This window comes from uncultured Acinetobacter sp. (assembly GCF_947624825.1).
In the GTDB taxonomy this organism is placed as follows: domain Bacteria; phylum Pseudomonadota; class Gammaproteobacteria; order Pseudomonadales; family Moraxellaceae; genus Acinetobacter.
Genome location: NZ_CANQLZ010000053.1, coordinates 1 through 14839, shown reverse-complemented (window position 1 = coordinate 14839; position 14839 = coordinate 1). Strand labels below are relative to the sequence as shown.

Annotated in this window: 12 protein-coding genes and 1 pseudogene; 12 read left to right on the top strand and 1 reads right to left on the bottom strand. The window is 39.6% G+C overall.

Going from position 1 to position 14839, the window contains the following annotated elements:
• Positions 1-73: 73 nt before the first annotated feature.
• The 12 genes and pseudogenes from Q0017_RS11220 to Q0017_RS11165 form a co-directional block, all read left to right on the top strand.
• A pseudogene (locus tag Q0017_RS11220) lies at positions 74-664 on the top strand (MFS transporter); the annotation flags it as partial.
• Between the two features lie 177 nt (positions 665-841).
• The gene (locus Q0017_RS11215) at positions 842-2110 is read left to right on the top strand and encodes a DcaP family trimeric outer membrane transporter (RefSeq protein WP_298146726.1); all 1269 of its coding nucleotides are present in this window, start codon (positions 842-844) and stop codon (positions 2108-2110) included.
• A gap of 267 nt (positions 2111-2377) precedes the next feature.
• Entirely contained in the window at positions 2378-3586 is a 1209-nt protein-coding gene (locus Q0017_RS11210; RefSeq protein WP_298146729.1) for a DcaP family trimeric outer membrane transporter, read from the top strand.
• 368 nt (positions 3587-3954) lie between these two features.
• The gene (gene gltS / locus Q0017_RS11205) at positions 3955-5184 is read left to right on the top strand and encodes a sodium/glutamate symporter (RefSeq protein WP_298146724.1); all 1230 of its coding nucleotides are present in this window, start codon (positions 3955-3957) and stop codon (positions 5182-5184) included.
• Positions 5185-5267: 83 nt separating this feature from the next.
• The gene (locus tag Q0017_RS11200) at positions 5268-6734 is read left to right on the top strand and encodes a sodium:alanine symporter family protein (protein WP_298146722.1); all 1467 of its coding nucleotides are present in this window, start codon (positions 5268-5270) and stop codon (positions 6732-6734) included.
• Between the two features lie 149 nt (positions 6735-6883).
• Positions 6884-7816 (top strand): patatin-like phospholipase family protein, encoded by a 933-nt coding sequence (locus tag Q0017_RS11195; protein WP_298146719.1) that lies wholly within the window; start codon positions 6884-6886, stop codon positions 7814-7816.
• 273 nt (positions 7817-8089) lie between these two features.
• Positions 8090-8275, top strand: coding sequence for a hypothetical protein (locus Q0017_RS11190; protein WP_298146716.1), 186 nt, complete (start codon positions 8090-8092; stop codon positions 8273-8275).
• A gap of 164 nt (positions 8276-8439) precedes the next feature.
• Positions 8440-8958: an acyl-CoA thioesterase gene (locus Q0017_RS11185; RefSeq protein WP_298146713.1), complete on the top strand. Its 519-nt coding sequence runs from the start codon at positions 8440-8442 to the stop codon at positions 8956-8958.
• Positions 8959-9053: 95 nt separating this feature from the next.
• Positions 9054-9629 carry a TetR/AcrR family transcriptional regulator gene (locus Q0017_RS11180; RefSeq protein WP_298146710.1) on the top strand — a complete coding sequence of 192 codons (576 nt, stop codon included), beginning with the start codon at positions 9054-9056 and terminating at the stop codon, positions 9627-9629.
• Positions 9622-10782 carry an MFS transporter gene (locus Q0017_RS11175; RefSeq protein WP_298146707.1) on the top strand — a complete coding sequence of 387 codons (1161 nt, stop codon included), beginning with the start codon at positions 9622-9624 and terminating at the stop codon, positions 10780-10782. The genes Q0017_RS11180 and Q0017_RS11175 overlap by 8 nt, the downstream gene beginning before the upstream one ends.
• Before the next feature lie 19 nt (positions 10783-10801).
• On the top strand, positions 10802-11692 hold the full coding sequence (locus Q0017_RS11170; protein ID WP_298146704.1) for a LysR substrate-binding domain-containing protein: 891 nt from the start codon (positions 10802-10804) through the stop codon (positions 11690-11692).
• Between the two features lie 272 nt (positions 11693-11964).
• Positions 11965-12522: a GNAT family N-acyltransferase gene (locus tag Q0017_RS11165; protein WP_298146701.1), complete on the top strand. Its 558-nt coding sequence runs from the start codon at positions 11965-11967 to the stop codon at positions 12520-12522.
• A gap of 24 nt (positions 12523-12546) precedes the next feature.
• Here the strand turns inward: Q0017_RS11165 and Q0017_RS11160 are convergent, their stop codons facing one another.
• A complete protein-coding gene (locus Q0017_RS11160) occupies positions 12547-14157 on the bottom strand; it encodes a bifunctional 3-(3-hydroxy-phenyl)propionate/3-hydroxycinnamic acid hydroxylase (protein ID WP_298146698.1) in 1611 nt (536 codons plus the stop codon).
• Between the last annotated feature and the right edge of the window lie 682 nt (positions 14158-14839).

Sequence of the window (14839 nt, the reverse complement as noted above, 5' to 3'; positions counted from 1 at the left end):
ATTAGAGAAATTTGCTCAGCTTGTTGATTATCATAAGGCTTTTGAAACTGTCGCACCTCATGTTTGAATTCGCCAAGTATTAAATTTATACGCTGTTATTTTTAAAGATCGGCAGTTTTGTTTTGCCATGTTTTCAGGTTGTTTAAGTGGTGGTGCATTATTTACCTATATTAGTGGTTCAGCTGCGGTATTAATGGATACCTATGGCTTAAATCAGCAGCACTTTGCTTATGTATTTGGCGGTAATGCCCTAGGGATTATGTTGTTTTCGAGCCTGAATAAACGCTTTGCCGAGCGTTATGGGATTTTGCAGCGCTTAAAGTTGGGCGGTTTTATTCAAGCCTTAGGTGCAAGTGTGTTATTGCTTTCAGGTTTAGTCGAAGCACCTTTAGCCTTAGTGCTATTAGGACTATTTTTAACGGTAGCAGGCATTGGCTTTACCGGTCCTAATGCCATGGCACTTGCTATGTCAGAGCAAGGCCACCGTGCAGGCACAGCAAGTGCCTTAATGGGCAGCATGCAATTTGGTGCCGGACTTTTAGGTGGTGTGTTACTTAACTTTTTCATCTGGTCAGCTCTCATGAATATGGCAATCATGATGTTATTATTTATTGCTGCCGCCAATTGGAGCATGCGTCATATTCAGCTTGCCAAAATAGATTGATTCTTAAGCGTGTAACATGAAAGAGTGAACATGTTGAGTTAAATAGTGAATGGTGATTCATAAAAATGATAAAAAATAAATGCGACTAAAGCATGCTATTCGTGATTACAAAAATCCTTCAAATTGACAACAGCGTCAGGAAAGACGCGACAATAAAAAAAGTCATAAGGAAAAAATATGCGTGCAAAATTTCAATTATTGCTGCTCAGTGCAGCAATTGCGGCAAGTTCTATGGCACAAGCCAATGGGGTGAGTGAAGTTGAGCAATTGCGTCAAGAGGTGCAAGAATTGCGTCAATTGGTACAGCAATATGGTGAGCAGCAACGTTTAACCCAACATCAAGTACAGACAGTACAAAACCAAGTGGTGATGCCTAAAACCGAAGCACAGAAAAAACCATCAGGCTTAGGCCTAACGGTGGGTGGGGCTGAAGTTAAACTGTATGGTAATGTGCGTGCCGATGCCAGCTATCAAGTTCAAGGTGGACCCGATGCACGTCCTTATAACCAAATTGCCAATGTGCCTTTAGAAGGCGAGCGTGCTTATAAAGACCGCTTTAAAAGTACCCTTGCTGCAACTCGTTTAGGTTTAGATTTTAAAGCACCTGTTAATGATGCAAACGTAGCAGGTAAAATTGAAGTCGATTTCTTAGGCAGCGGTGATGCGCTGCGTATCCGCCATGCATATTTGACCTACAATGATTGGTTAGTGGGGCAAACATGGTCAAACTTTGCTGTACCTGACTATATTCCTGATACAGTTGATGCCATGACATACACTGGCGGTGCGATTAAACGTACCCCACAAATTCGTCATACCACTAAATTTAGCCCAGACACCAATGTAGTGGTGGCACTTGAAGATCCAAAAGATTCAAGTTCAAATTTACGCTTACCTGCTTTAACTGCGCGTTTAAACCATAAGGTTTTAGACAATATGCAAGTAGGGGTGCGTGGTATGGTGAATGAAAAACGTACCGATGCCGATACCAGCACAGCTTGGGGGGTTGGGGTAGGCACTAAAATTGATGTCACACCAAACACCACTTTAAAAGCCGATTACTACCATGTGAAAGGTGACGGTAGCTTTATTTTATCTACTAATGCTGGCTTTGCCCAAGATGCGGATCAAAATATTGTAGCTGAAAATGAATTTGACTCCATTATTTTGGGTATTACCCAAAAATTCAACGAGCAGTGGCGTGGCACACTCGGTTATGGCTATATGCAAGCAGATAACAATGACAACTACTTGCAAACTGCCACAGGCAATTTAAACAAAGAACTATGGCAAACATGGGCCAACGTGTTTTATAGCCCAAGCAAGCCGGTGAGTTTTGGTGTTGAATACACCATGGGTGAGCGTGAAACGTTTAGCCGCCCAGGTCAGCCAAGTCGCACTGGTGAAGACCAACGTGTCAACATGGTTGCGGTTTATAGTTTTTAAGGCGATCACAAAACAAGAGGTCATCATGACCTCTTTTTTATTCTTAAATTTAATATAGTTGTTATCAATTCATCTTTGAAATGAAACATAACTGTGCCATGTTATGCCCAACAGATAAATCCCTCATGAAATACAAGATGGTATAGAAATTGCTTCAATGAGGGGCATGTTAAAAAAGCAAAAAAATATTAATTTTTGGAGTATTCGGTGAAAAATAAGGCGCAATCTTTTATTAAAATAGGTTTGGTTTCGGCGGTCGCAACGTTAATGTGGTCGACTGCACAAGCTCAAACTGAGCAACAACAAATCGAACAATTACGCCAAGAAGTTGCCGCTTTAAAAGCACTGGTACAGCAACAACAGCAAGTGCAAGTTCAACAACAACAGCAAATTACCCAAGTGACAACCCCAAAAGCCACAGCCAAACGCGAGGGCTTAACGCTCACCACCAAAGGTGGAGCTGAAGTGAAGGCTTATGGTTTTGTACGTGCCGATGCCAATTACATTGTGCAAGGTGGCGATAACGACTTTAACGCGGTGGCAAGTTCTAAAGGCGAAGCGAAAGACAAATTACGTTCAACCTTAAAAACTACACGTATTGGGGTGGATTTTTCAACGCCACTTGAAAATGGCAACAAGCTTGGCGGTAAAATTGAAAGCGACTTTGCCAGTTCAAGTGAAAGTTTACGTATGCGTCATGTATATTTAACCTATAACGATTGGTTAATTGGGCAAACCTTATCTACGTTCTTGTCTAATCATGCACCAGAGATGATTGATTTTAACACCAACCCAGGTGGTGGTACGTCGCGTGTACCGATGGTGCGTTATAGCCATAAAATTGCGCCCAATACCCAAGTCATGATTTCAGCAGAAAAAGGTGACAGTGCAGCAAGTAAATTTGGCGATCAAGATGTTAAACTCAAATATAGTGCGCCTGTTTTAGCTGCCAAAGTGATTCAAGGCTTTGATGAAGGCAAAGGCTCACTCTCAGCCCGTGCTTTGGTTGAGCATTATAAAGCTGAGGTGGGTCAAGATGATGCAGTTGCTTGGGGAGCTGCAGTTGGGGTCAACTATCAAGTGACTGATCCGCTTAAACTTTCGGCTGATTACTCGTATGTGCAGGGCAATAACAAATATTTATATGCCACCAATAGCGCTTTTGCTTTAGATAATGAGCAAAAAATTGAGCAAAACGAATTTCATGCAGTGCAAGTAGGTGCAACCTATAAATTTTCACCTGCATGGCGCTCTACTTTGGCCTATGGTGCAGTCTTTGCCGATGACAGCAATGCCTATGCAAGCTTAAATCAAGAGGGCAATGAACAGGTGCAACAAGCATGGTGGAATGTGATTTATTCGCCGGTTAAACCTGTCGATTTAGGTATTGAATATGTGCATGGTGAGCGTGAAACTTTTGCAGGCGATTCTTATAAAGATCAGCGTTTTGGTTTAATGGGACGTTATAGTTTTTAAAGCCAAAATGTGTATATCAACCGAGCCTACAGGCTCGGTTTTTTTATTTTGTCTAAAATAAAAACAATCTTCTGCAACTTCTGTCTTAGAGCTCGCGACAATCGCAATGGAATTTTGCATAATTTGCGCCAAGCGATAAATAGTGACTACCGATTTGGTGGTACGATGACTGCCGTTTTTTTCAATCTCTCAGATGCTTTGCTAAGCCAATATTTAAAGGTTTAACCCACTGTATGCTTTTTATAAATAGCATTGAATTTTGTACACACACCTGACTAAGATGAAGTGAATAACCTGACGATGATAAGTGTGGCAAAATTCTCTAAAAAATACATAACAAAGACATCACGTTTTTAAGGAAGTGTCGTATGGATTATGCGCTTAACCCAACATTTACGTTAATGTTAGCGGTATTGGTGTTATATGTTGGACGTATTTTAAATCAAAAGATTCCATTTTTAACCAAATATAATATTCCTGAACCTGTTGCAGGTGGTTTGGTTGGAGCCATCATTTTTTATGCACTGTATGAGTTTTTAGGTTATAGCATTGCGGTTAATAAACCCATGCAAGACACCTTTATGCTGATGTTCTTTGCCTCTATTGGTTTAAGCGCCAACTTTGCCAAACTCAAAGAAGGTGGCCGACCTTTGGTTATTTTCTTAATAGCCATCTCGGTATTTGTGGTGGTGCAAAACGGTGTAGGGATGGCCGTTGCAACCGCCGTGGGTCTAGACCCATTAATGGGCGTAATTGCAGGCTCAATTGCCTTAATTGGTGGTTTGGGCACAGCCGGCGCTTGGGGCCCAATCTTTGAAGCTAAATATGGCGTTGAAGGCGCTTTACCTATGGGTATTGCATCAGCCACCTTTGGTATGGTGATTGGTGGTTTGATGGGTGGTCCCTTGGCACGTTATTTAATTAAAAAGCATCAACTAGCGACAGCCATTACCACACAAATCCAAACAGAAAATAACTCAGCAGCCATTACTGAGCGTGAATACATGTTTGAAGCGCCTCAAAAGGTGCGTTTAATTACCGCAGACAATGCCATTATTACCTTGGGTATGTTTGCCTTTGCCTTGGCATTTGCAGAAATTTTGAAAAATTTAACTGTAGGTACAGCCTTTGAATTGCCAACCTTTGTATGGGCATTAATGGGCGGTATTGTGTTACGTAACGTGCTTGAGACTGGTTTTAAACGTGAAATTTTTGACCGTTCTATTGATGTGTTTGGTAACACTGCTTTAGCACTGTACTTAGCTATGGCATTGGTGTCGTTGAAGCTATGGCAATTGGCAGATCTTGCAATTCCAATGTTAGTGTTATTAATTGCACAATCTGTGGCGATGTGGGTATTTGCCGTATATATCTCTTTTAGAGTGATGGGTAAAAATTACGACTCAGCAGTATTGGCCTCAGGTTTATGCGGTTTTGGTATGGGTGCTACACCAAACGCTATTGCTAACATGCAAGCGATTACCAATATGTATGGTCCATCGCATAAAGCCTTCTTAATTGTGCCTTTGGTCGGTGCGTTCTTTATTGACTTGGTAAACGTGGTTGTCATTCAAGGGATTTTACAAATCTTTGGTTAATTCATAAAAATTTCAACATAAAGCCTCAATGTATTGGGGCTTTTTTGTTTGTTTAATGCACTATAAATGATAAGGACAATAAGATGAATGAAAATTTAAATCAAACTTTACTCGATTGGGTCAATGCTTTAAATGCGCCATTGTGGGATTTTTTGGTGGTGTTTTTGGTGGCAGTGGGTGTGTTTTATACCATTGCAACCGGTGCTGTCCAAATTCGTTTGTTTGCACACAGCATTAAAGTCATGAAAAACAGCCGTAGACCTAGCCAAGATCCTCATGGCATTACTCCATTTCAAGCCTTTGTGACAGGTTTAGCAAGCCGAGTTGGCGTCGGCAATGTCGCAGGAGTTGCGATTGCGATTGCAATTGGCGGACCTGGGGCGGTGTTTTGGATGTGGCTGACTGCCTTTTTAGGTATGAGTTCAGCTTTTGTAGAATCATCTTTAGCGCAATTGTTTAAAGTACGTGACCCACAAAATCAACAATTTCGTGGTGGACCTGCCTACTACATTACCCAAGGCTTAAAACAAAAGTGGCTAGGTGTGCTGTTTGCAATCTCTTTAATTTTAACCTATGGCTTTGTATTTAATGCAGTACAAGCCAATGCCATTAGTGGTGCTACCTCACATGCATGGGGTTGGGATCAAGCTAATATGATATTGGCAGGTGGATTTGAGGTGTCTTGGGTCGGTTTAGCCTTGGTGGTGATGACCGCTTTAATCATTTTTGGTGGCATTAAGCGCATTGCTAAAGTGGCTGAGAGCTTTGTACCTTTTATGGCGCTGTTGTACTTGATAGTGGCGCTGTATATTGCCATTTTAAACTTTGACAGTTTACCTGCCATGTTCCAACTTATTTTTAGTCAAGCATTTGAGTTTGAGGCAGCAGCAGGTGGTTTCTTTGGCGCTATGATCTCTATGGCAATGATGATGGGAATTAAACGCGGGCTATTTTCCAATGAAGCTGGGATGGGTTCGGCACCTAATGCAGCAGCAGCTTCAGACGTTAAACATCCGGTCAATCAAGGTTTAGTGCAAATGCTCGGTGTGTTTGTGGATACTTTTGTGGTGTGTTCATGTACTGCCATCATTATTTTAGCCTCGGGCTTATATGAAAATGCCGGTTTTGAGGGAGTTGCTTTAACGCAAATGGCACTAGAGAGTCAAATTGGTGCATGGGGCGATGACTTTTTGGCACTGATTTTATTCTTATTTGCTTATTCATCCATTATTGGTAACTACGCTTATGCTGAAGGTAACGTGCAATTTATTTATAATCATCGCGCTGTTATGTTGATCTTTCGCATTTTAGTCCTAGCTATGGTGTATTTTGGTTCAATTGCCAGTGTGCCGCTGATTTGGTCTATGGCGGATTTATTTATGGGCGTGATGGCAAGTATTAACTTGATTGCGATTTTACTGCTCATGCCATTTGTGTTGATGCTCCTGAAAGACTACCGTCGTCAACTTAAACAAGGGATTAAAGAGCCTGTGTTTAAATTGGATCGTCATCCAAAATACAAAGCAAAAGTGGATTCCGATATTTGGTAATCAAACAAAACCTCCATGATTGGAGGTTTTTTTCAGGTATATTAAACCCTAAAATTGACAATTAAATGAAAAACAACACAGTCAAGCATCCAAATCATCTACACTTACGGCTCAATTTTTAGCTAAAGCTATAATTATTTATGATGAAAATGGGCAATTTTTTCTTGGCAATCGCTTTAAGTTTTGGTGTGGTACAGGTGCAAGCAGAGCCGTCAGTTGTCGCACAAGCCCAACCCGATCGTATTAATTTTCATCAAGTGAAGCATATAGAAAAACGCCCGATCATTGCATTGGTGTTAGGCAGCGGTGGCTCACGTGGCTATGCACATATTGGTGCGATTGAAGTTTTAGAACAAGCCGGTATTCAACCTGATTTTATTGTAGGCACCAGTGCAGGAAGCTTAGTAGGTGCCTTATATGCTCAAGGTAAAACTGCCAGTGAGCTAAGAGAGATTGCTTTGGCAATGAAAGCCAGTGACGTACGTGATATTCGTTTAGATAAAAAAGGTTTTTTTGACGGACAAAAAATTGAAGATTATGTCAACGGATTGTTGGGCAATACACCATTACAAGATTTAAAAACCCCAATGTATGTGGTGGCTACGCAACTTAAACATGGTCAAAAGGTGGTATTTAATTACGGCAACACCGGGCAGGCGGTGCGAGCTTCTGTATCTATTCCGAGTATGTTTATTCCCACTGATATCGCGGGCTTAGAATATGTGGACGGTGGTTTGGTCAGCCCTGTACCTGTCAATATAGCGCGCAATTTAGGCGCCGATTTTATTATTGCGGTAGATATTTTGGCGCAACCTGAACATACCCAAACCCATCATGTATGGGGCTTATTTAACCAAAATATTAATATTATGCAGCAACATCTAGCTCAACAAGAATTGCAACATGCTGATATTGTGATTCAACCCGATATTCGCGAAAAAGCCCATATTTTTGATGTGAGTAGTCGGGAAAAAATCATGCAAGCAGGTCATATAGCAGCACAGCAACAGTTATCTAATATTGTGCACGTCTTAAATCATAAACAGATGAGCAGTTCAGAAAAATTTCAGGTTTTTGATTGATCAATAGCCGAGTTTTTTAGCCAAGCACTGCTTGGCTTTTTTGTAACATAAAGTCGAGTCTAAGCCTGATTTTGTCGTACAAAAAATTAGCTAAAAAACTTAATTAATTGATGTTTATCAGAAAATAAAAAAACATTAAGACGTGAAAAAAATAAGCTAATAGTTAAAGTTTATAAATATAATCTTTTTATTTCAGTACTTTAGGTTTACCGATTGATAGAAACTACTTATACTTTAATTGTACGAAACATCAACATACGAACGAGGGAAAGTATGACAACAATGCAAATTGGTGAGTTGGTAAAACTTGCAACAATGCCTGAAGTGATCTTTAAAATCATTAAACGTAATACCGATGGTTCTTATGAAGTTGCAGCTGATTTCGGCACTCAAAACATCAGTTATGGCCACATTGCCCCTGAAATGTTACGTCGTGTCACGCTCAACCTTGAGCACTAATCCAGCAGCGATAAACACGATGTTAAGTTAAGTTGATTATATATTTATCTAAATGATGACATAATTTATATAAATAATAATGATGGTATTTTGACTGATATTTTTAATAAAGCCGTTATAATAGCCTGCAATATTAATAATTATTCCTTTGTCTTGAGAACATGATGTCCCCAACTGACCAAATTGCTCCACTGTTAGATGACCAATCTGAACTGACAATGTCGATCCTGATGACGCCTGATATGGCAAATTTTTCAGGCAATGTTCATGGTGGTACAATTTTAAAGTTACTTGACCAAGTGGCTTATGCATGTGCAAGTCGTTATTCGGGAAGTTATGTGGTGACTTTGTCGGTGGATAAAGTTACTTTTAAAGAGCCAATTCATGTCGGCGAGTTGGTGACCTTTTTAGCCAGCGTCAACCATGTGGGGCGTACCTCCATGGAAATTGGTATTCGTGTAGAAGCGCAAAATATTCAAAAACGTACTGTGCGTCATACCAATAGTTGCTATTTCACCATGGTGGCAGTGGATGAACATGGAAAACCAAAACAAATTCCGCCACTCAATTTAGATAATGATTGGAAGCGTTGCCGTTTTGAATCGGCTGAACAGCGTAAGGTGCTACGTCTACAAGAGAATCATCATCCCTCATGTAGTATTTATAAAAAATCAAATCATTAAATAAAAGACCTCCATGTGAGGTCTTTTTTTATGGCATCTCAACTTTTATTGCGTTACTATGAAACGATACGTAGCGTTTCGTTTTTGGGTGTTGCATGGAATTAGAAAAAACCAGTCGACGTCAGTTGTGCATTTTGGCAGCTGTTGCAGAGGCTTTGGCGGAGCATGATTATGCTCAATTGACCATTGAAGATGTGGCCAGTCGCGCAGGGGTGGGGAAATCGACTATTTACCGTTGGTGGAAACATAAATCTGATTTGGTATTAGATTGTTTTAAACAACATACTGCGTCTGTCTTTGAGCTTGATTTTGAACAAAGTTTAACAAGTAATCTTGAACAACAGTTAACCAAACTCACGCATGCGCTACAGCATCCCATTGGACGTGCTTTGCTTGCTGTTATGGCACAAAATCGTGAGACTGCAGGTGAATTCTTTCAGCAATATTTATTACCACGCCGTGAACAAACTCGCGAGCTGATTCAATTGGCAATTCAACGAGGTGAAATTCGTGGTGATTATCCGTTTGAATTGATGCTAGACACACTATACGCACCGATTCACTATCAGATTTTATTTTTTAATACCGTACCTCATCAGCATTACATCAAGCAACTGGTTGCTTTGGTGTTAGCACCGCTGCATATTGAGCAGGGGCAGCCACATGCATAAGTCATTGTGGAATCGTGCTTTTATTTTATGTCTGTTTAATAATCTGTTTTTATTTACCTATTATTTTGCCACGCTTACCATTTTGCCAATTTATATTTTGCAAGACCTAGGTGGTACAGTCAAAGAAGCTGGTTTAGCCCTGACTTTATTTTTATTGTCCTCAATTGCAATTCGACCTTTTTCAGGCCTCATCATTGAAAAATTGGGTGAAAAAATTGCTTTGCGTGGCGCAGGGGCTATATTTTTATTACTCGCTTTTGCTTATATTTTTATTGATAGTCTATGGTCGTTATTGTTGGTGCGTTTTTTACATGGCTTTTGGTTTAGTATTTTAACCACTGTAAATGTACCTGTAGTCAATGAGTTTATACCTGAATCTCGCAAAGGTGAGGGTATGGGCTATTTTGTAATGTCAACCAATTTGGGTGTGGTGTTCGGTCCTTTAATTGCGCTCACCGCCATTCAGTGGATGACGTTTCAGCATTTATTTGCGCTATTTAGCCTTGTAACAATGATAGGTTATGTCTTTACTTTAACCTTAGCTGTGCCTGAGAAACCTAAGGTTAAAGTAAAACAAAACAATAATTTAACATGGCATGATATTATTGAAGTGCGTGTGCTTGGCATTAGTATGGTGGCATTACTGACCGCCTTTGCCTATTCAAGCATTACCACTTTTATCACCGCATTCGCACAAAGCAAAAATCTACTGCAATATGCCAGTATTTTCTTTGTGGTATTTGCCGCGTCTATGATTGCGGTACGTCCTTGGGTTGGCAAATTTTATGATCAAAAGGGCCCAAGCTTTGTCATTTATCCATCCTTTATTGCCTTTGCCATCGGCTTAAGTTTAGTGAGTATGGTTGAACAGGCATGGACGCTCTGGTTGTCTGCGGTATTTATTGGTATTGGTTATGGTTCTTTATTTCCATGCATGCAAACCTTGGCGATTCAGTCGGTAGAAAAACAGCGTATGGGGCATGCGATTTCGACCTTTTTTACCTTGTTTGATGTGGGGTTGGCATTAGGCTCATTCATTATGGGCTATTGCATTGCTTACCTTGATTATTCATGGACCTATTTACTCTGTGCTGTGATTGTGGTGGTCACGTTAGGGCTGTATCGCAGCACTGTTGCACCCAAGCTTCGTTGATTTTGAAGGATAACCCGATATGGAATTACGCCATTTACGCTATTTTGTGGCTGTTGCTGAAGAGCTAAATTTTACCAAAGCAGCTCAGCGCATGTGTACCGTACAACCATCTTTAAGTCAGCAAATTAAAGACTTAGAAAATGAAGTAGGCGTGCAACTCTTGATTCGTTCTAACCGTAAGGTAGAACTGACCGAAGAAGGCAAAGCATTCTTAAAACAAGCCATCTTAAGCCTTGAATATGCAGAACTTGCAATTCAAGAGGCACGTAAGGTGGCTAATTTGCAAAAAGATCAGCTCAATATTGGTTTTGTGCCTGTAGCAGAAATGAAAATTTTCCCTTACATCATGCCTAATATTCGAGCCCATTTTCCTGAGCTTAAAATCCATTTTCACAGTTTAACTGATGCTGATCAGTTTAAAGCGCTAAAAAATGCCGAAATTGATATTGCGTTTACCCGCTATCAAGATCAATCCAATGACATTGAATGTGTACAAATTTTTAATGAACCTTTGGCGTTAATCGTACCTAAAGATGATCCGATTACAGAGCAGCGTCATGTCAGCATCAAAAATTTTAATGCTCAAAATTTTGTGATTAGTGACGAAGATGCTTCACCACAATTGCATAAAATCATCACCGATTATTTTAAAACCGCCAAGCTTCATGTGAATATCGTGCAACACTCGACCAATATTTTGCTCAATGTCAATTTAGTGGGAATGGGGGTGGGGTGGAGTATTGTACCGGCCTATGTGATTCCACTGTTGGGTGATAAAATTGTGGTCAAAAACACCATTGAGCCTTTGCCGATGATTGGTTTATATGCAAGTTATCGTAAAGCACAAAAAAATGAAGCCATTGAATTAATTCTAAGAATCTTAAAACAACAATTTTATATGGGATTTTGAAATACCTCATAAAAATGGGTGCTTGCACCCATTTTTTATGTTTATTTTTAATTCACAAATTTAACTAAAAATATGTGTTTTTGTTTAGTTTATCTAAAATAAAGCATGATTTATGAGCAGATTTGCCACAGCAACTTTTAACAATAACTTTTAAAATAACGTGATATTGATTACTTTATACTTAAAAGATGCTGCATAAATTAAGTGTTTGGCTATTAAAAAAAATTGTTTTAAGGGGCGAGGCTAAACAAAATTTAGCTTTTAATTATGCCATGACGGAGCAAGAGTTAGACAGGATTGGTAAATTTCGTTTAGCTCAATATCAACGTCGCTTACCTTATATGTTAAGCAGTTTAGATCCTGATGGACAAGATGCTTTTGATCAGCATAGTTACCATTTTTATATTCAAGATGAACAACATATTTTAGCTGTTGTACGCTATACGCCTGCTCCTTTTGAACTGGCACAATTACTACAAAAAGATCAATTTTTCGCTGTGCTCACTGAAAATAACCAAGAAAAAACACTAGAAATTTCACGTTTAATCGCAGCCGATACACATCATTATCGTGGTTTGATGCCGGCTTTATTGTTGTATAGCAGTCTGTATTTAAGCCTTGTTGGAGGCTATCGTTATTATATTACCTATTGTAGGGCAGACCGTGCAGCGAAGTTTTCAAGCTTTCGACAAAATGTGACGCAACAACAGTTTAAGATACCCAGTAGAGGCGAGCAGCATTATTTGCTCTATGCAGGTACATTAAGCTCGGCATGTTGGCAAGGCATACGTAGTGCCTATCAGCGTAGAGTTAAAAAAAACCACGCTTAAGGCGTGGTTTTTTAATCGCTTTAATTATTTGGCATAAAGTTTGGCAAATAATTGCTGGCTGACTTGATCAAGGTTTTGTGGAATTGCTAAAGCTGCCACAAAACGATCTGGACGTAAGATCACTACAGATTCAGAAGTTTTACCAAACCATGTTCGAATATCTGTTCCAATATCACCCACGGTGATTACACCGTCATAGTGCTTACGAATTGGATTAGACAACTGTACTGCAGGAATCACTTGAATGAATTTTACACCCAATTTTTTCCATTGTTGCATAGTGGTATCGGAAATACCCCATTGAGGGTCAACACCCCAAGCCAAAATAGCAAAGTCATTGCCAATCACTTCATCAAGCAATACGTGTTCACCTGATTCAAGTTGTACTTTAGGCTGAATAAACATTTTGCCTACAGGGGTATTTTTTTGACCTGTATGGATTAAAGCACCATCATGATACTGTGGCATAGGTTTAAAGCGCATTTCCAACAGGTATTGCTTAATTGGCTTAATGTAGTTTAAGGCATACGCAATACCGTCACGCACTACACCATGCCATTTTTTTGGTGGTGCAAGTACGTTACCTGCCATAACCGATAAATCAATCATGGCTTTAGCATGGTCTTTGCGTTCCACTTGATAAGAGTCGAGTAATTCAGCGCCCGCTTTACCTTGCACAACCATAGCAACTTTCCAACCTAAGTTGAATGCATCACGCATGCCGCTGTTGTAGCCTTGACCTTGCCATACCGGCATGATGTGTGCAGCATCACCGGCAAGTAAAATACGATCTACGCGGAATTTGTCGGCAATACGTGCGTTATGGGTATAGACACGCTGACGAATCACTTCAATCCCATCAGTACTTGGCAAGACTTTAGATAAAAGTTTGGCAATGTTTTCAGGTTGGCTTAATTCTTCTTGAGTTTCACCCGGCATCACCATAAATTCAAAACGACGAATACCATGTGGCAGTGCTGCTGATACATAAGGACGTACAGGGTCACAGCACAGGTAAATATGTGGTGTAGCTAATGGATCATTTTCAATATCAATCACGATCCATTGGTTAGGGGCAGTTTTACCATCAAAACCAATACCTAGGGTACGGCGTACAATTGAGTTACCACCGTCACAGGCAATTAAATACTGTGCATGGATGCTTTCTTCGCCACCTTCTTTGGTTTTAACATTTAAAGTGACACCTGATGCATCTTGATTAAAATGCGTTAAGTGACGGGCAAACAATACGTCAGTTTGTGGGTATTGTTCTAAACCTTTTAATAAAATGTTATCTACTTGTGGCTGTACAAAGGCATTACGGCGTGAGAAACCAAACTCACGTGTAAGTGGCTGAATGTCAGCAAAGCACCGACCTTTTGGGGTTAAAAAACGCATCGCATGGTTAGGTGTGGTGTGCGGTAAGACTTCTTCTACTAAACCTAAAGATTGAATGGTACGTAAAGATTCATCATCAATACCAATCGCACGCGGATAGTCAATTAAACTGTCAAGCTGTTCTACAACTTTGACTTTGACGCCTTGCTTACTTAAATAGTTGGCAAGCGTTAGACCCACAGGGCCTGCGCCTAAAATGGCAACTTCGGTCGTATATTCAGTTTTATGTGTACTCACAGCGAATATCCATTCAATCAATTCACAATAAGAGTATTAATACGCCAAATCTAAATATATACAAGCTATGCCATAGTGGATAGCTTGATTGAAAAAAGTCCTATGGTTGTTTTTATTTTTTAGCAAAGTGCTGTTTTTAATCATAAATATTTGTGTTTTGGTATATGGGTTTTTAATTTAATGATCATTATTTTCTATAATTAAGCATAACTTTAAAAAATTAAACTGCATGACACAATTGCAACTGAAGTTTAGTGTCTAAATACAGTGAAGCATAAACTTATTATGTTGTAGGTTTAGCAGATGGTGCAGATGCTTGAAGAGCCTTATTAGATTATTGATTTAAAAACAATAACAGTTAGATTAGTGAATGATACAGCTTGTTGGGTATGGTTTACGCAGCTGAGTAAAGCTCAATGTTGTCGCTAAGATAAGTGTAAGAATTAGACTTCTTATATTCATATTTTGAGGTCATGAAAAATAAGGCAAGATCTGTCGCAAAGTTTGTTAAGGCTGTAGTCAAATATAAAATTTTAAGTAGCTAGATTTATAGTATTGAACAATAGAGGGTTTATAGATTGGATGTGGCAGCTAAAGGGCATTTTAAAAATAGATCTCTTGCGAAAGTTAATTTAAGAGCATCCAATTCACCATTCCAGCAATTAAATTCATTCTTAGACCA